The organism is Floridaenema evergladense BLCC-F167 (assembly GCF_041929205.2).
Taxonomy (GTDB): Bacteria; Cyanobacteriota; Cyanobacteriia; order Cyanobacteriales; family Aerosakkonemataceae; genus Floridanema; species Floridanema evergladense.
Window position 1 is genome coordinate 6,099,861 of the sequence record NZ_CM171625.1, and the last position, 17,419, is coordinate 6,117,279.

The 17,419-nt window shown below is 41.4% G+C and carries 15 protein-coding genes; 7 read left to right on the plus strand and 8 right to left on the minus strand.

Annotated elements, in window-relative coordinates:
- Positions 1–128 precede the first annotated feature (128 nt).
- Together rpsJ and ACE1CA_RS29100 are read left to right on the plus strand one after the other, a co-directional pair.
- Positions 129–446, plus strand: coding sequence for a 30S ribosomal protein S10 (rpsJ, locus tag ACE1CA_RS29095; RefSeq protein ID WP_073594782.1), 318 nt, complete (start codon positions 129–131; stop codon positions 444–446).
- Positions 447–574: 128 nt separating this feature from the next.
- A complete protein-coding gene (locus ACE1CA_RS29100; protein WP_413281776.1) occupies positions 575–1,216 on the plus strand; it encodes an LON peptidase substrate-binding domain-containing protein in 642 nt (213 codons plus the stop codon).
- A gap of 80 nt (positions 1,217–1,296) precedes the next feature.
- On the opposite strand, the gene ACE1CA_RS29105 is transcribed toward ACE1CA_RS29100, so the two are convergent.
- On the minus strand, positions 1,297–2,697 hold the full coding sequence (locus tag ACE1CA_RS29105; protein WP_459563729.1) for a hypothetical protein: 1,401 nt from the start codon (positions 2,695–2,697) through the stop codon (positions 1,297–1,299).
- Positions 2,698–2,750: 53 nt separating this feature from the next.
- On the minus strand, positions 2,751–3,641 hold the full coding sequence (gene pheA / locus ACE1CA_RS29110) for a prephenate dehydratase (protein WP_413281737.1): 891 nt from the start codon (positions 3,639–3,641) through the stop codon (positions 2,751–2,753).
- Positions 3,642–3,904: 263 nt separating this feature from the next.
- On the opposite strand from pheA, the gene ACE1CA_RS29115 reads away from it, so the two are divergent.
- Entirely contained in the window at positions 3,905–4,480 is a 576-nt protein-coding gene (locus ACE1CA_RS29115) for a DUF1997 domain-containing protein (protein WP_413281736.1), read from the plus strand.
- 151 nt (positions 4,481–4,631) lie between these two features.
- On the opposite strand, the gene ACE1CA_RS29120 is transcribed toward ACE1CA_RS29115, so the two are convergent.
- From ACE1CA_RS29120 to ACE1CA_RS29135, 4 genes are all read right to left on the minus strand, one after another.
- Entirely contained in the window at positions 4,632–5,234 is a 603-nt protein-coding gene (locus tag ACE1CA_RS29120) for a ribonuclease HII (RefSeq protein WP_413281735.1), read from the minus strand.
- 84 nt (positions 5,235–5,318) lie between these two features.
- The gene (gene rne, locus ACE1CA_RS29125; RefSeq protein WP_413281734.1) at positions 5,319–7,589 is read right to left on the minus strand and encodes a ribonuclease E; all 2,271 of its coding nucleotides are present in this window, start codon (positions 7,587–7,589) and stop codon (positions 5,319–5,321) included.
- A gap of 1,088 nt (positions 7,590–8,677) precedes the next feature.
- A complete protein-coding gene (locus ACE1CA_RS29130; RefSeq protein ID WP_413281733.1) occupies positions 8,678–11,338 on the minus strand; it encodes a TIGR03960 family B12-binding radical SAM protein in 2,661 nt (886 codons plus the stop codon).
- A gap of 297 nt (positions 11,339–11,635) precedes the next feature.
- Positions 11,636–11,971 carry an STAS domain-containing protein gene (locus ACE1CA_RS29135; protein WP_413281732.1) on the minus strand — a complete coding sequence of 112 codons (336 nt, stop codon included), beginning with the start codon at positions 11,969–11,971 and terminating at the stop codon, positions 11,636–11,638.
- Positions 11,972–12,483: 512 nt separating this feature from the next.
- On the opposite strand from ACE1CA_RS29135, the gene ACE1CA_RS29140 reads away from it, so the two are divergent.
- Both ACE1CA_RS29140 and ACE1CA_RS29145 read left to right on the plus strand, forming a co-directional pair.
- On the plus strand, positions 12,484–12,678 hold the full coding sequence (locus ACE1CA_RS29140) for a hypothetical protein (RefSeq protein ID WP_193980889.1): 195 nt from the start codon (positions 12,484–12,486) through the stop codon (positions 12,676–12,678).
- A 137-nt stretch (positions 12,679–12,815) separates the two neighbouring features.
- Entirely contained in the window at positions 12,816–13,991 is a 1,176-nt protein-coding gene (locus ACE1CA_RS29145; RefSeq protein ID WP_413281731.1) for a pyridoxal phosphate-dependent aminotransferase, read from the plus strand.
- Positions 13,992–14,136: 145 nt separating this feature from the next.
- Here ACE1CA_RS29145 and ACE1CA_RS29150 read toward each other — a convergent pair whose 3' ends face one another.
- Positions 14,137–14,502 carry a hypothetical protein gene (locus tag ACE1CA_RS29150; protein ID WP_413281730.1) on the minus strand — a complete coding sequence of 122 codons (366 nt, stop codon included), beginning with the start codon at positions 14,500–14,502 and terminating at the stop codon, positions 14,137–14,139.
- A gap of 353 nt (positions 14,503–14,855) precedes the next feature.
- Between ACE1CA_RS29150 and clpS the strand changes: the two genes are divergently transcribed.
- Positions 14,856–15,137, plus strand: a complete 282-nt coding sequence (gene clpS, locus ACE1CA_RS29155) for an ATP-dependent Clp protease adapter ClpS (protein ID WP_413264316.1) — start codon at positions 14,856–14,858, stop codon at positions 15,135–15,137.
- A 13-nt stretch (positions 15,138–15,150) separates the two neighbouring features.
- Positions 15,151–15,987 carry a CPBP family intramembrane glutamic endopeptidase gene (locus ACE1CA_RS29160; RefSeq protein ID WP_413281729.1) on the plus strand — a complete coding sequence of 279 codons (837 nt, stop codon included), beginning with the start codon at positions 15,151–15,153 and terminating at the stop codon, positions 15,985–15,987.
- A 93-nt stretch (positions 15,988–16,080) separates the two neighbouring features.
- Here ACE1CA_RS29160 and ACE1CA_RS29165 read toward each other — a convergent pair whose 3' ends face one another.
- On the minus strand, positions 16,081–17,076 hold the full coding sequence (locus tag ACE1CA_RS29165) for a YheT family hydrolase (protein WP_413281775.1): 996 nt from the start codon (positions 17,074–17,076) through the stop codon (positions 16,081–16,083).
- Between the last annotated feature and the right edge of the window lie 343 nt (positions 17,077–17,419).

A 17,419-nucleotide genomic window follows, 5' to 3' on the forward strand; every position in this document is an offset into this window, starting at 1 on the left:
TTTTAAACTACTCAAGGGGCAGAAAAGTATTGCCAGTTTGGTAAAATACTTTTCTGCTCCTTCAGCATCCTGCTAAAACTGTCTAACTGAAAACATACAATTACTTTAGAACCTAGAAAACTAAAAAAATGGCAACCATTCAGCAGCAAAAAATTCGCATTCGTTTAAAAGCATTTGACCGTCGTCTGCTTGACACCTCTTGTGAAAAGATTGTAGACACCGCAAATCGGACACAAGCTACAGCTATTGGCCCAATTCCCCTACCTACACGCAAGAAAATTTACTGCGTTTTGCGTTCTCCTCACGTAGATAAAGATTCTAGAGAACATTTTGAAACTCGGACTCATCGCCGGATTATTGATATCTATCAGCCTTCTTCTAAGACTATTGATGCTTTGATGAAACTTGATTTGCCAGCAGGTGTCGATATTGAAGTCAAACTGTAATCAGTTTCTTTCTCCATCTCACACTTGAGATAGCCTTTTAGAAGTAATTCTGAAAGGCTGACTTGATTTCTGTTTTGTGGTTTAGATCAGTTAAAGTAAATAAAGAAACGCCATTACCCTCTGTGACTATGCCACCGTCATCCTCGATCGCGGTTCGAGAGCTTCCTTTATTCCCACTACCAGAAGTAGTTTTGTTTCCCGGTAGACCCCTACCGCTGCATATTTTTGAGTTTCGCTACCGAATTATGATGAATACGATTCTGGAGAGCGATCGTCGTTTTGGGGTACTACTAATGGAACCATCCGGTAAACCAGCATCAGTAGGTTGCTGTGCGGAAATCGTCCGCTTTCAAAGATTACCAGATGACCGCATGAAAATACTCACTCTAGGGCAGCAACGTTTTCGAGTTTTGGAATACGTGCGCGAAAAGCCTTACCGAGTTGGGTTGGTAGAATGGATTGAAGATCAACCACCCCAGAGGGAATTGAACTCTTTAGCAGCCAATGTAGAACAATTACTGCGGGATGTAGTGCGCCTTTCCGCCAAGCTTACAGAACAAAATATTGAATTACCCGATGATATTCCTTCTCTACCAAGAGAGTTGTCTTATTGGGTTGCTAGTAACCTCTACGGTGTACCAGCAGAACAACAGATGTTGTTAGAAATGGATGATACTGTCTCTCGGTTGGAAAGGGAAGCAGAAATTCTCACTTCTACTCGCAATCATTTAGCTGCTAGAACTGTGCTTAAAGATACTTTAAAAGACTAATTGACGACTTAAGTAGAAACTAAAGTACGTTGTTGCGCTTCAGCGCCAGATTAGCGCTGAAGCGCAACAACGTACTTAGTTTACCTCAGCGGATACCAGCCGTACCAGTTTAAGACAGCTAACCAAATCGCGGAAAGCAATCCTGCTATGCTCAAGGTTAAACCACTGTAAGGTACTATTAACCCTAAAATTGGTAGAACTGCCCCAGCAATAGTACAGATGAAAGCTGCTAGAGATGCCCTTAGATTCCTTCCTAGTCCCCAGGCTAGAGTTAAGAGGACGAGAGATGCGATCGCCCAAGCTAACTGGGGATTTATAATTCGACTTAGATAAGTTATAGCCAAAATCGTAGCAAAGAAAATTCCCCCTGTGATTGCTACATCTTTTAATTGCATCGGAATTGAAAAATACAATAATAACAACCACCAGAGAAAGATTGCTGGGGCTAATAATAGTAAACGTGGGAGAATTCCTGTATTGCGAATTGTTCCCGTTGCTGTAAATACGCCAAAGGGATTGAGAACAGAAACATTATCATCAAAAACCCAGGTAAAACGAGTACCTTTTCCCTCTACTTTTGCTTCTGTAGGAACTACACCACTGGCAAAATCTGCATTAGGAAAATTAGCTAATACAGAAAGTCGAAAATTAGAAAGTAATTGCCCATTGGCATTGTAAACCCAACGAGGGCCTCCTTGGGCTTGGTAGGTGACACGAAAGCGAGTTTCTGTGTTTGGTAGTAAGCGAAAGGGAAAGGTATATTCACCTGGATTATTTGGTTCTAATCGAGTTCCGTTTTGTTCTACTTTAAAGTTTTGCAGTAAAGAATAGCCGTTAGGTGGTGGTACTTCCAAGACAAAATTATCAGTATCTTTGAGGCGATTTATTACTTGATATTCTGCGGCAAAGTCTACTAAATAAATGTTGCGATCGTTCTTTTGCGGATCGGAAGCTTGCATAATATTAACTTGAACTTGGGAACCATTAATTGCTAATAAACGGTTCACAGTTCTTTTTTCCTGCACTTTAACTATTCTGTTTCCTACTTGCGTGTTGTAACTTAATGGTTCTTGAATGCTGTAACGTACTTCAGGTGCTGTTTGTTCTAATCGATCGCCAGCTACACTTGCTGCTACTTGAGTTACTTTCCCTTGTTCCCAAAAATGATAACGATTCGCTAAAGTTGTACAAAGAAAAAAGCCGACTATTACTAGAATTAACACTAAAGCAGTATGTTGTAAACCCCGCAATAAAGCCGAGTAACGCACTACCCATTCGCCAATAAAAATTCCGGGTTCTGGTGCGTCTTTTCGTAAAGAAAAGAGCGAAAAACTTAAAAGAGCGATCGCCACTCCCAACACCCCAACCAAACCAACTAAAATCAAAAATAAACGCAGTATTTCTCCCCCGAACTGCATAATTTGACTGGGTTGGGTTAAATCAGGTAAATTGGGAATACCTTGAGCAGCTAAGATTAACATTAGTTTTCTTTCCCACATTAACTTTTCTCGGATGGAGAGAAAGACTATATTCATCATTCAAAAGTTTCTTGATTTAAAATGTCTGTTACATCCTGATTGTTTGAGTTAATGGGTAAAACTTTATAACTACCAAAAATTTTTAAAGTTTCCGTATGCAGCTTTAATTCGGCTATTGCAGATTGGATTGCTGGATCGTTAGCATCAGCTTCAATATCAATAAAAAATAAATATTCACCGAGCGATCGCTTAGTCGGACGAGATTCAATCCGGCTAAGATTAATATTACGACTAGCAAATATTTGTAAAAGTTTAGCTAAAGCCCCTGGTACATTTGCTGGCACACTAAAAGCCAAAGAAGTATGAGTACCACCAGAAGCAGCATTTAAACTTACTACCAAAAACCTGGTATGATTATCTGGATAATCATTAATTGGACAAGCTAAAATTGGTAAATTGTAAAGTTGAGCGGCGCGTTGAGAAGCGATCGCACCCGCTGTTTTATCCTGTTCTAAATGTTGTAAAGCTTCCGTAGTCGCATTAGTCGGAACTAACTGCGCTAAAGGTAAAAACTTATCAATCCAACCTTGACATTGAGCTAAAGCTTGGGGATGAGAATAAATCGCTCGAATTAATGCCAAATCTTCGGCACAAGATAATAAAGCATGAGCAATAGGTAAAACTAACGATCGTTGAATTTGTAAATTATCGAATCGCCACAAAGCATCCATTGTCATTGTCACGCTACCTTCCAGAGAATTTTCAATGGGAACTACACCCAAACAAGCCTCCCCATTCGCCACAGCTTCCAAAGTTTGAGCAATGCTAGGGTAAGAACACAAAATTGATTCCTGACCAGTTTCTTGAGTTAACCATTGAGAATAAGCCAAAGCAGCTGCTTCTGCGTAAGTACCAGTTGGCCCCAAGTGTGCAATTGATAGACTCATAAAGTAATAAATCTCAGTTTTGTAACGTTTCTCAGCATTTCCAACAGACTCTATCCGGTGACTTATGCCATTTTAGAGAGGAATAGTTCGTAAACTTTTGTAATGATAAGCATACATAGTTTCTCAACAGTTTACTATCAGAAGCTAAATTTCACTGCTGAAATGCAAATTTAAGTTACAAGCAATTGCACGGAACTTTTAAGAACTGTAACGTACAATTAAGTAAGTAGTAGTACAGCGTAAACTTCTGTTACCAACATCTCATGCACACCCGATTTGATGCCTCCCAATCAGTGGAAATCGCTGTTCCCCAGCAACCGATACCCATTCAACATTATTTACGTCAACCAAAACGTTTAGTCCAAGCTTTAGTTGATGTAAATCGGATTGAACAGTTAAGCGAAGAAGTATTTCGGCTAAAAATGCGCCCACTGGCATTTTTAACATTGATGATTCAGCCCACAGTAGATATGCGGGTGTGGGCAGACAGCGATGGTACTGTTCATTTAGAATCAATGCGTTGTCAAATTCGAGGTGTGGAATACATTAACCAACGCTTTGCCTTAAATTTGAAAGGGCGACTTTCTCCCCATCAAATTGACGGCATTACCTACCTCAAAGGCAAAGCAGATTTACAAGTTCAAGTAGAATTACCGCCCCCCTTTTGGTTGACTCCCAAACCACTACTAGAAACCACAGGTAACGGTCTACTCAAAAGCGTATTACTCACAATCAAACATCGCTTAATGCAACAACTCCTGCTAGATTACGCTAATTGGGCAAAAACAGGCAGCGAAGCCAATATTTCTGGTGAAGTTAGAGTTTTGCCAGCGAATTAGGCAGAGGAGCAGAGAGCAGAAGGGCAGAAGGTAAACAATTCTCCTTGTCTCTTCGTTAGTTATGAGTTTTAAGTTTTGAATTAATAACTTAAAACTCATAACTCAAAACTCATAAATCGCCCTTGTCCCCTTGTTCCCTTGTCCCAGTCCCCTACTCTCGACAAGGACGAAAAGAACGGCGATGATGACGTGATGGGCCATGTTCTTTTAATGCTAAAAGGTGACGGGCTGTACCGTAGCCTTTGTGGGCTTCTAAGCCATAGTGGGGGTATTTTTTAGCTAAACGGAGGATGAGGTCATCGCGCCATACTTTAGCTATGATGCTGGCAGCTGCGATCGCCAAAATCTGCTCGTCACCCTTAATAATTGACTGTTGAGGTATTTCCAGACCGGGAATCGCCCATTTACCATCCACCAAACAAAGACTAGGGCATAACTTTAGTTTAGTTACAGCCCGTTTCATTGCCAACAAAGAAGCTTGGAAAATGTTAATTTGGTCAATTTCCGCCGCAGAACAGTAACCAATTTGGTAATCTAAAGCGGTTTGACGAATCATTAAATCAAATTTTTTTCTACCAAAATTAGTTAACTGTTTGCTGTCTTTAATTCCCGCACTCTTCAATCCTAAGAGCGCCTCATCAGGTAAGATGACTGCTGCTGCTACCACTGGGCCAAACAAACAGCCTCTTCCTACTTCATCAACTCCAGCAACTAAATTTGCTAATGAATAGATACTAGTGACTGGTTCCTTCATAGTGCGATGAATTGTTATTAGTCATTAGTCACTTGTCATTTGTAAGAGCTTTCACCAATGACAAATGACTAATGATTAACTTTGTTAAATTCCCCCATCAGTATCAACAGAAGAGGAACGACGACGACGACGGCGACGCGCTCCATTATCAACCGTTTCACTTTCACTTTCGCTACTTTCAGGAGTAGTTTCAGGTTCCTCCATACTCACCAAAACAGGAGATTCAATTATCTGCTCTTCTTCAGTGGCAGGCTCAGAAAAGTCCAGTTCCAACTGATAATTTTCCGGCTCATCATCGGCTGTTTCAACTTCAGTTGTTACATCATTTTTGTTGTAACTTTCTGTTAGCGATCGCCCTGCATCATCATTAGATTCTGAATCAGATTCTCCTGGTAACTTAATAGCAACCGTCGCTGTTTTTGGATTTTTTACTTCCCGATCTAATAACAGCAAAGGTGATATACCCATCAAGGCATAAACATCCTGCTCCTCTGGTGTCATTTCCACAGAAATCACTTCCGCAGGTGTAACTTCTTTACTCGGACGATTGTAGCGATCGGAAGAATCTAAACGAATTCCTTTTTGTATGATTGAGGGATTCTTAGAAATCTGGGTAGGGAAGGTTTTCGGCGCAGGAGCAGACATCTCCGGTTCCTGTTCCTGAACCCAACCAGACTCACTCGCCCCTGAAAAAGGTGCAGGATTTCCAGGCATTCTGTTCATCTCCTCGCTTTCACCAATCCCCAAACGACGACGGCGACGACGACGCGCATTATTCAACCCGCCTCGATCTTTCAAGTCGGGGTGATTGAGCAAGTCTGCATCTGGATAATCAGAATTAGGGTCAAGATCGTCTGCGTAACCTTTGTCTTCCCATACAGGGTTCTTAATTTCCTTTACAGGTGCGCGACTTGGTTCGGCTGTTGGATAATCTCTGAACGATGAAACAGGAGTTTCTCTTTCTGAAAAGCGTTCTCTATCTCTAGATTCTCCATTTCCTACAGGAGATGGGATGGAAATGCGGTGACGGGGTGAGACAGGCGAGACAGCTTCTTCACTACCTGTATCTGTCCATCTCTTAGCTTCTGTATCGTAACTTTCCCGTTCTCTAGCTATATTTTCCCCTGGTAAATGGACTATATGACCGTTACCACCACAAGTGGGACAAGGACGACCAAATAATTCATAAATATTTTGACCTTGGCGTTTCCGAGTCAGTTCCACTAAGCCAAGTTCGCTCAGTTGAGCAATTTGGGGTCTGGCTTTATCTGCTTTTAGGGCTTTGTTAAAATGCTCTAGGACTTGTAGCTGATCGCGCCTGGAGTCCATATCAATAAAGTCAACGATGATTACTCCAGCCAGATTCCGTAGTTTCAATTGACGGGCGATTTCGGTAGCGGCTTCGCAGTTTGTCCATAACACGGTTTCTCTAGCTGTCGCAGAACGGGTGAAAGAACCGGAGTTAACGTCAATTACGGTAAGTGCTTCGGTAGGCTCGATGATGATATACCCACCAGAAGGTAAGTCTACTCTGGGTTTAAGAGCTTCTCTGATTGCGGCATTGACTCGGAAGTAGTCTAGGATGGGTAAGCGATCGCGATGATGATCGATTAAAACCCCTTGTGGTGTCTTCCCAGCACTCCAGTTAATCAAATGTTGCTTAACTCGCTTCACTCCAGTGTGAGAATCTACCACAATTCGATTCACATCTTCGCTATACATATCGCGTAACACGCGCTGCACGAAGTCATCATCCCGGTTTAATAAAGCCGGAGCCCGACTGGAAATTACTTCTTGTTGAATCGCTTCCCATTGTTTTTGTAGCGCTTCTAAGTCCTCAATAATCGCTTCTTCTGGCTTATTTTCTGCCTCAGTTCGCACCAACAAACCCATTCCCGGTGGCTTTAACAAAATTGCTAAGGCTCTCAGGCGATTGCGCTCGCTTTCACTTTTAATTCGCCTTGATAAATTTACCCCTCTGCCAAAGGGCATTAATACTAAATAACGACCGGGCAAAGTAATATTACCAGTGAGTCGCGGGCCTTTATTCCCCGTCGGCTCTTTCATTACTTGGACTAAGACTTTTTGTTGTGGCGCTAACAGTTCGGTAATTGCTCCTGCTGTCCGTTTTAATCTTAATGGGCCTAAGTCGGAAACGTGAATAAATCCGTTGCGTTCTGGATCGCCAATATTTACAAAAGCTGCATCAATCCCAGGTAATACATTTTCCACTACACCAAGGTAAATATCTCCTACTTGGTGATTTCCAGTAGCAACAACTAATTCTTGAATTTGATCTTCAGAAAATACGGCAGCAATACGATGTTGTTCAGCTATGATGATTTGCTTTGGCATTCAAATACCTCTTAAAATTTTAGATTTTAGACTTTATATTTTGGATTTTGGATTAAAAAAAACCTCAATCACAAATTAAAATCAAAATCATTATTTAGCTTTCTTCTTGTTGGCAATGGTTTGAAAAATCTGCTTTTTGAAGCAAGTAAGTACGGGCATCTTGCCTGTACTAAGTAATTCCTAAATTTCCGAATCTACTGATGAACTATTACATCAATTTTCAGAAAATATTTTGGGTTGTCAATAACTCAGAAATGACAGAATATCTCACTTAACTTCCTTAGAGTAATTAATTTGTAATTCGTTCGCGTTAGCGTGTGCGTAGCACGTTTCGCGTTAGCCTGTGCCTCAGCACTTATCGCGCCTAGAGCCGAACTTCGTAAATCCATTTACCCAAATCGACTTTTTCTTCCACTGTACTTTATCTCTGGAGGGAGGTACAATAACCCTTTTTTGAATCTAGAGTGTGCTAACACACAAGCTTCGTGAATGATTGGCATATCCAGCCTCTTGGAGAAAGCGTTGTGGCACATCTAGGTTTTTTCATTTGGGGTGCTGGGCGCAGATTAATTAAAGGCATATCTAACCAAGTTTTTTGGTTTGTTAGCGGTAGCAGCGCGTTGACGCTTTGCGAGTCTATTATGTTAAATTCCCCTATCTTCCCCTAGCTTTTACCTTTGTAAGGTAGAAAAAATTTAGTCTACCAAGGTCGTAAAACTCAGGTTGCTGCCTATTTTTTCCCTTTTTTCTATCAATAGAAACATGGGAAATTTAATAGAGAGGGAAACTGAAACCCCTAGCATTAAATACGATTTTTTAGTGTCTATGGACGAGTTTAGTCAGAAATATGAGCCAGAGCAACTATTTACTTCTAAACACCACCGACACAGATGAAAGTCAGTAAATTTCATTTTAGAGTTAACCACAAGGCAGTTGTTACGAAGAAACATGAAAGCTTCTTATTTTTGCTTAACTCTAAATCGCATCTTATCACATCTAAACTAGGTAATTTCATCCATTGACCAGGCAGGTACATTTTTTGCTGCTTTTTAATAAGCAAAAATTATTGTTTTTGGGAATTCTGAAGCCTACGCTGGTTCTAGGATTAACTGAGTCCGGTGAGCGTGAAGTAGTTGAAACTGAAATCTTGTTACTTGTTCTAGCATATAAATGATGTGTTCCGGGCGCAACAAGTTCCCATCATTTCGGCAATTACCTAGATAACGGATTTTTGCCTGTTGCTGATTTTCGGTTTCGGTGGAGACAAGTTCTAATTCTAACAGGCGATCGCACAAATTCACTTCTACCTTTTTCCCTGACTTAGTAGTATGCTCTACCAAAATTCGATCGCTCTTGACTACTTCTGCTATCCATTCGACCCACTGTGCAGGTAAATTGTCTGTAACAGAGGCTACTGTTAACACATACTCGGCTTTTTCTAACAATTGAGTAGCTGCGGGCGTTTTTAAGTGTACCTCCTCAACATGATAAATGGGAATATTTTCAGGCAGTGCTTGGGCTAACTTGGCTTGGAAACTTGCTACTTCCATTGCTTCGGTTAACTCAAAATCTACGATTTCGCCTTCGCTGGTGCTTCCCAAGGATAAGGCATTGGCGATCGAAATTCGCGGACTAGGATGAAAACCACCAGTAAAAGTGACTGGTATCGCCGCCCGCCTGATGGCGCGATCGAACAACCTGACTAAATCCAAATGGCTTACTAAAGCCATCTCACCGCGTTTCCCAAACCGAACTCGCAACCGCTGGGCTTTGTGTTGGTTAGGAACGAACTCACCCACAAATTCGGGAATTGGTGGAGGTGATACTACTATGTTATGTCCAAAATCGGTGCCGCATACCCCACAATGGGAACAACCTTCAAACGAACAATCTGGAACTGTCGCTGCTTCTAGGGCTTTTGCTAAGTCAGTTTTCAGCCAATTTTTATCGATTCCGGTATCGATATGATCCCAAGGTAGAGGTCGATCGAACCGTTCTTCTTCTGTTTTCTCTAAGGGCGGGTTTTGTTCTGAAATTGTCTCTGGGGTAGATAGATTATCCGCTAAACCAGCCCCTACCAGGTTCCATTCGCCTTGTTCTACTAGACGATACTTCCAGGTTAAATCAGATTGGGCGATCGCTTCTCCCCAAGCTGCATAAGCTTTTTCCAAACTATCAAACCAAGAATCATTCTGAGCCCCCAACTCCCAAGCGCGACGCAGTACCGCAGACAAACGGCGATCTCCTCTTCCCAAAAAGTCTTCCATTGCCGAAATTCGCACGTCGGTAAAGTTAGCTTTTACACCTTTCATCGAGCGAAATTCCGATCGTAAAAGTCCCTGTTTCCGTTTAAACTCCGCAGTGGAAACAGAATGCCATTGAAAAGGTGTGTGAGGTTTCGGCGTAAAGTTGGAAATCGTCAGCGTGAAATTAATTTGCTTCTTACCTTTAATCCGACATTCCTGCTGTAACCAGCGAACAGTTTCCCCAATTCCTAGCACATCTGCATCGGTTTCTCCAGGCAAACCAATCATGAAGTATAACTTTATTTTATCCCACCCTTGTTCGTAGGCAGTTTTTACTCCCCGCAGTAATTCTTCATTAGTCAAACCTTTATTAATGATGTCCCGCATCCGCTGGGTACCAGCTTCCGGCGCAAAGGTAATTCCACTTTGTCTAGTTCCACCGATAATATTGGCAATATTTTCATCGAAGCGATCAACCCTTTGACTAGGTAAAGAGAGGGAAATATTTTCATCTTTGAGGCGGTTTCTCACTTCCACCCCAACCGAAGGTAAAGCCAAATAATCCGAACAGGAAAGAGATAACAAAGAAAACTCATTATAACCAGTCGCCCGCATTCCTGCGGAAATCGCTTCGATCACCTGTTCCGGTTCCACATCTCTAGCTGGGCGAGTTAGCATTCCCGGTTGACAAAAACGACATCCCCTGGTACAACCGCGACGAATTTCTATTGTTAAGCGATCGTGTACTGTTTCCACAAAGGGAACTAACCCGATCGAATAAGCCGGAATCGGAGTCGCTACCCGGCGTAAAATTCTTTTGGGAACATCCGGGCGATTCGGATGAACCGAACCATCCGTTGCCATATCATAAAACTGAGGCACGTAAACTCCCGGAACTTGGGCTAAATCTAACAATAACTCTTTCCGACTTAACCCTTGGGCTTTACCCTCTTCAATTACCAAACCTATTTCCGGTAACAGTTCTTCCCCATCACCCAAAGCCACAAAGTCCAAAAACTCAGCGTAAGGTTCCGGGTTAGATGTAGCTGTTTGTCCCCCAGCAAAAATCAAAGGATACTGAAAATCATCCTTTTCTCCCCGTTCTCGCCAAGTTAAGGGAATTCCAGCCAAATCCAGCATTTCTAAGATATTTGTCGCCCCTAGTTCATAACTGAGGCTAAAGCCCAAAATATCGAAATTTTTCACCGCTTGACGCGATTCAACAGCAAATAAAGGCGTTTTCGTTGCGCGTAGTTTAGCTGCTAAGTCGGTTCCAGGTAAGTAGGCGCGATCGCATAACTGACGAGGTTGCCGATTTAAAATGTTGTACAGAATAATATGGCCTAAGTTAGAAGCTCCTACCTCGTAAACTTCTGGATAAGTCAACACCCAGCGCACTTTCGCCTTCTCCCAAGGCTTATGCACTGCACCTAACTCATTCCCTAAATAACGCGCAGGCTTAAAAATATCTGGTGTGAGCAACTGTTCTACTGCTACTGCCACAATCATTATCCTTGTCTGAAGACCGATCGGGAGGTTTTATAACCTAACTTTATCTATTATTAATTTATTTATTCCTCATAGTCATGGCAAAAATCTGCTTTCTCCCGCAAGAAACAAGCAGATTTAGCAACATCAAATTACTGTTAGTAAAATACAAAAAGCTTAAAATAATAAGCCGATCGACGATTTTGTATCGTTTGTTACTTACAAATTGCTCAAGTAGATAACGTTCTGAAGTATCTTTGATAGCAAACCCAACTAATTAAAAGCCGTCAGAAACATGATTGCTTTGAGAAGCTACTGCAACGTGGCTTCAAAAGCATTTCTACTTTCAAATATCTCGAATACTTTATTTAACTGCGTCAATTCAAAAATAATCCTAATAGCTGGGGAAAGGGAGCAAAGGCTAAATCTTTGGTTTTGGCTCTGTGCTAGCTTGAAAGCAGAAACTAAAGTCATTAATCCAGCACTATCCATATAATCTAGCTGTTTCATGTCCACTAACACAACAGCGTTAGGATTGGCGGCGACAGCTGCTGTCAGTTTACCGCGAAACTCAGCTGCATTAGCAGCATTAAGATGTCCTTCGGGTTGAACAACGGTGATTGGTGAAGTTACTGCTAAAGTTTGCATGATTCAGTCCTGTTATTAGAAAAATTACTGTGCCATTCCATGTAATAAAGGTTATAACCTGAAGCAGAATATTGAACAGGTAATATCCGTATTTTTACAGAAACTTTACTTAGATTAGAACTTTTTTAAAGATTCTAACAAGATAATTTCGTGATAAAGTATGTAATGATACGGAAAAGCCTCTCAAAATTTCCCGTGAGGTCAAGAAGTAAGTGAGTAGAGTATCTGTTTGAACGCTGATGATTTAGGTCAAATAGTGCCAAACTGATAAACAAAAATCATCTTAGTTACACTATCGCTAAGCTTGCTTCTGGCTATATCAATCAAAACTGTAGATGCACAATATCTAACATTTTTTATATGGCTAGATATTTAATTACCTATTTCGAGTCAAACATAAGTTTTTTGATGATGACTGTGAGTCATATCACTAGAATTGAAAGGTTTCGATCACTCCATCTGAAAAATATTTAATAGAGAATCTTCTCATAAAGGAGTTCTGGTCAGTAACCGTGGAAGCTAAAAACGCGATTCGTGGACTTGTAGAAAAAGCGATTTCTATTCGTCGTCTGACTCCAGATATCGAAAATGAAATCAACTATGAACTAACGAGACTGGGATATATCTCAGATGTTGATTACGAAGCCTTGGAATTGTTGATGGATGAAATGGATGCAGGTCGAATTCAGTTAGTTCCGACTTGCTAAATTAACTAGGAAAGATGGTGGTTTAGTGTATATAAAAGCTCTGAAAGCTCAAATATTGAGTCAGGTGTGCATTAACAGAGCTAACTAAACGGTAAACTGTCAAATGGCTTTCCTATCCTACATCAAATACAGTTGCCATGCAGTTTGCTCAACGTTTAGAAAAAATACCTCCCTACTTATTTGCAGAACTCGATCGCAAACGAGATGAACTAGTTAGTCGAGGAGTGGACATTATTAATATGGCAATTGGCGATCCAGATAAACCGACACCAGTCCATATTGTCCAAGCAATGCACGAGGCGATCGATGACCCTGCTACTCACAATTATCCGCCTTATCGGGGTACAAAAGAATACCGTCAAGCCGTAGTAGATTGGATGGAGCGGAGATTTGCAGTTAGTGGATTAAATCCAGAAACCGAAGTAATCCCTTCTATTGGTTCAAAAGAAGCCATTCACAATACTTTTTTGGCTTTTGCAGAACCAGGAGATTATACGCTAATTCCTAATCCTGGCTATCCAGTATATCGAACTTCAACATTTTTTGCTGGTGCTCAACCTTACTATATGCCATTGCTGCCAGAACGGGGGTTTTTGCCAGATCTACAAGCAATTCCCGAAGCAGTGGCTAGTAAGGCTAAATTGTTATGGGTAAATTATCCGAATAATCCAACTGGTGCTACGGCTAGTTTAGAGTTTTTTGCCCAGTTAGTTCAGTTTTGTCAAAAATATGACATTTTGTTGTGTCACGATCATGCTTACTCGGAAATAGCTTATGAAGGTTATCAGCCGCCTAGTGTCCTGCAAATTCCGGGTGCGAAAGAAATAGCGATCGAATTTCACAGCCTATCTAAGTCTTACAATATGGCTGGCTGGCGAATTGGTTTTGTGGTGGGAAATGCCTTGGGAATTAAAGGATTGAGCCAAGTTAAAACTAATATAGATTCTGGTATATTTAAAGCAATTCAACGGGCAGCGATCGCAGCTTATTCCACCAGTAGCAAAGAACTTCAGCAAATGTTGTCAGTTTACCAAAAACGACGAGATGTGGTTGTAGAAGGGTTAAGATCCTTGGGTTGGACAATTGCCGCCCCCAAAGCTACCCTTTATGTGTGGGTTCCCGTACCTAAAGGTTACACTTCCACTGAATTTGTTACCTTATTGTTGGAAAAATGCGCGATCGTAGTTCCCCCTGGTAACGGTTACGGAGACGCAGGCGAAGGCTTTTTCCGCATCGCCTTAACAATTTCCGAAGAACGCCTATCCGAAGCCATGCAACGAATGAAACAAGCAGGAATTTATTACCAAGCTTAAGTTAATAAGGCTTTTTCAAGGCAGAAGGCAGAAGGTAAAAATAGAAGATAAAAATAAAATTTGGTTCCTTTGAATTTTGCTATTTTCCCTTGTCTCATCTTGCCTTGATAGCCAAAATTTCTACAAATTTATCGAAAAAAACCGTTCAAAACTTACCCTCATAATCTTGCCAAAGTTGACGAACAAAACGCTGTAGCTGTTGATGCGCTAACTGCTGGTTTTCACCTTGAGTTTTAGAGGTTTGCAGGTGAGTAAACAACGGTAAAACTTCTGTATCCAAAGCAGGTCGGAATAAATTGCTTGACCATAGTAAATCTGCACCTTGACTTAAATCATACAAAGTAAAGGGTTCGGAGTCCAGGCGATCGCCTAAAAACACCACCAACATCAAAGGACGTACCCAAGCTACCTGTCGTGATTCTACAATCTGAATCACTTCAGCATACAAGCGGGTTTCCTGATGTTCTAAACAGACGATTTGGCTAGGTTGAAAGTCTACAGCAGAACTCATTACGGATTGCTCCACAGTAAACCAATGTATATTGTGCTGCCAACTATTCTAAAAGGATATTGGAAAACTCAAATATTGCACAAAAATTTCTCAATAAATGTTAAGCTTTATAAAAAGCCAACCATCTGAACTTCTAACTAGTAAGAGTTGGCAAGAGTTACGCATTGAGCAGCGTCCATAAAGTGAGCAAAACTAATGTGGATGAGTTTGCCCATAATTTATGGTTTCAGTAGTCGAAACCGACTTTATCAATGGTGGAAACCCACACCTAAAATTTTACAAACTCATGTATTAGAGTTGGTAAAAATTGATTAACTGGCAAAATTTATTGAAATGAGGGAGAAAAAGCAGCTGTGTCTGTCGAAACCCTAGAAAAGCGATCGACTTCTCGCAAACTCGCACCACGCTATCGGGTGCTACTACATAATGATGATTTCAATTCAATGGAGTATGTGGTACAAGTTCTGATGAAAACTGTACCTTCTCTGACTCAACCACAAGCTGTCAATATTATGATGGAAGCCCATGCCACAGGAATTGCTTTAGTAATTACCTGTGCCCAAGAACACGCAGAGTTTTATTGCGACACTTTGAAAAATCATGGGTTAACCAGCACAATTGAACCTGAAGAGTAGATAAACAGGTTCGTTGAAAATACACTTTCCAGCTATAGCCAGTTATCCTACCCTAATTAGGGTAGGGATATTTCTGCTGGCTTTACTTGTGCTATGGCTTCCGATCGCCACACTGATTTACTTTTGGGTGAGCGATACTAACTTGGTAACTATCCTGACAATGGGATTGCTATTTGTCGGGTTTCTGTTATGGCTGCAATTTTGGGGCAAGTTAGTTTATCAACAAAGTAATCTCCTCCAAAGTTATGGTTTGTCAGTTACTCGAAAAAATGCCCTAGAACTGTTAAAGGGTTTGGATATTGGCTTATTCCTAACTTTGACGCTGTTTTTCGTAGAGGGAAAACTGGGTTGGTTAGGTTGGCAAAATTCAGAGCAGTTACCTAGAGTGATTTTAGAAGGGTTGATCAGTGCTTTAGGTGTTGGTTTTGCTGAAGAACTGGTGTTTCGGGGCTGGTTGTTGGATGAATTAGAACGAGATTATTCTCCTCAGATTAGTCTCTGGGTTAGCAGCTGGCTTTATGCTTTACTGCATTTTATTAAGCCTTTACCAGAAATTATCCGCACTTTTCCGCAATTTCCTGCCTTAGTGCTGTTGGGGTTAACTTTCGTTTGGGCGAAACGAGGTAGTAGGGGGCGTTTGGGTTTAGCAATTGGGTTACACGCTGGTTTGGTTTGGGGTTATTACATAATTAATGTGGGTCAGTTAGTTCGGTATAGCGATCGCGTCCCCCCCTGGATTACGGGAATCGATGGCAATCCATTATCAGGTTTAATGGGACTGGCGTTTCTTTTGGCGATCGCTTATGCTTTCTGGCTAAGACAGAGAGGCAAGGGAGAATTTAAAACTTAAAACTCTCCAACTCTTCCTAACTCAAAACTCAAAACTTAAAACTCTCCAACTCTTCCTAACTCAAAACTCAAAACTCAAAACTCAAAACTACCTTCAAAGACTGCACCATTGTAAAACTCGATTCCATGCCCACCAGGGGTCGGGGTCGTTTGCTTGTTGTTGACAAGTTTTGCTGCTGATGTAGCCAACGTGACCACCGTAACGAGTGAGTACTAAGTCTATGTAAGGGTTGTTAGCACAGGCGTTTTGCAGGTCGGGGATAAGTACTGGGTCGAATAAGGGGTCGTCAGCAGCGTACAAAATCAAAGTAGGTTTTTTCAGTTGGGGTAGTAGGGGAAGGGGGCTACTAGCTTGATAGTAGGCTTCTACGGTGGGAAAGCCTAAGCGGGGGATGACTAGTTGGCGATCGAAATTCCAGATACTATTTGCTCGTTCGATCGCAGCTAAATCTATTGACTCTGGGTGGAAAGTATGTATGCGGAGAGCGAGTTTTTTGAGTTCTTGGGCGATCGCTTTTTCTAAGTATTTTCCCAGAGGATGTTTTTCTAAGTAAGAAAGAGAATGCACCGAATCGAGATTAGGACAAATTACCGCTGCACCGCCTATTTCTGCCTCCTCCAACCCTTGCACCTGTTGAGTAGGAATTAAGTCTTGAGCAGCTTTAACAGCCCACAAAGCCAACTGTCCGCTCAAAGAGTACCCCGTAAACCAAAAAGGTGCAGGACAGCCCATTTCCTTCACTTGAGAAGCAATGCGAACGAAATCTTCCCCTTCAAATAAACCATCAGAAGTCAGAGTAGAAGATAATTCTGCCGTTTTACCGTGAGCCCGCCAGTCAAATAAAACTACTGCATAACCGCAAGCAAATGCCTTACGCCCCAAAATTTTCAGAAACCACTGGTTATCTAAAGAACCTGTAATCCCGTAAGTCCCAACAATTGTGCCCCGAGGATTTTGAGGTATGGCAACTCTGCCGTAGATAGGTACACTTTGGGCACCAGTAAAAATTTTTTCTTGGTAATTCGGTTCTGGATGCGGAATAGTACTTTCCCAATCACGGGGAGCTTGCAGTGCAGTATAAAGAGTCATGGTGAAGCCATTTTTTAACCAGCTAGGGGGAGTGTAAGCTGGAGGCTGAAAGTTTCGGAGTCCGATCGCACTCAGAGCTAAATTGGGAGAATCATTACGGAAATTTGCTACCAAACGCTGCCAACTCTTTACATACATCAAATTCACCTGACATTTGAGATGGTGCTGAGACAGTCAAAATTCCTCAGCACTACAATTACTTATCCATTGTAGGCAAAGGCTTTCAACTATTTCAGATTTGGTAGCCCAGTGGAAAAGTTATTTAATTGTAAAGTTTTGGTTGCTAAGATAAGAATTTAGAATCCTTGCTTATAATTTGTACAGGAATCTTTGGATGCCGAAA

Coding starts and splice junctions, on each gene's coding strand:
- ACE1CA_RS29105 (WP_459563729.1), bottom strand. CDS start 2,697: ATGTTAATCTTAGCTGCTCAAGGTATTCCCAATTTACCTGATTTAACC.
- ACE1CA_RS29145 (WP_413281731.1), top strand. CDS start 12,816: ATGCAGTTTGCTCAACGTTTAGAAAAAATACCTCCCTACTTATTTGCA.
- ACE1CA_RS29150 (WP_413281730.1), bottom strand. CDS start 14,502: ATGAGTTCTGCTGTAGACTTTCAACCTAGCCAAATCGTCTGTTTAGAA.
- pheA (WP_413281737.1), bottom strand. CDS start 3,641: ATGAGTCTATCAATTGCACACTTGGGGCCAACTGGTACTTACGCAGAA.
- ACE1CA_RS29165 (WP_413281775.1), bottom strand. CDS start 17,076: ATGACTCTTTATACTGCACTGCAAGCTCCCCGTGATTGGGAAAGTACT.
- ACE1CA_RS29115 (WP_413281736.1), top strand. CDS start 3,905: ATGCACACCCGATTTGATGCCTCCCAATCAGTGGAAATCGCTGTTCCC.
- ACE1CA_RS29120 (WP_413281735.1), bottom strand. CDS start 5,234: ATGAAGGAACCAGTCACTAGTATCTATTCATTAGCAAATTTAGTTGCT.
- rne (WP_413281734.1), bottom strand. CDS start 7,589: ATGCCAAAGCAAATCATCATAGCTGAACAACATCGTATTGCTGCCGTA.
- rpsJ (WP_073594782.1), top strand. CDS start 129: ATGGCAACCATTCAGCAGCAAAAAATTCGCATTCGTTTAAAAGCATTT.
- ACE1CA_RS29135 (WP_413281732.1), bottom strand. CDS start 11,971: ATGCAAACTTTAGCAGTAACTTCACCAATCACCGTTGTTCAACCCGAA.
- ACE1CA_RS29100 (WP_413281776.1), top strand. CDS start 575: ATGCCACCGTCATCCTCGATCGCGGTTCGAGAGCTTCCTTTATTCCCA.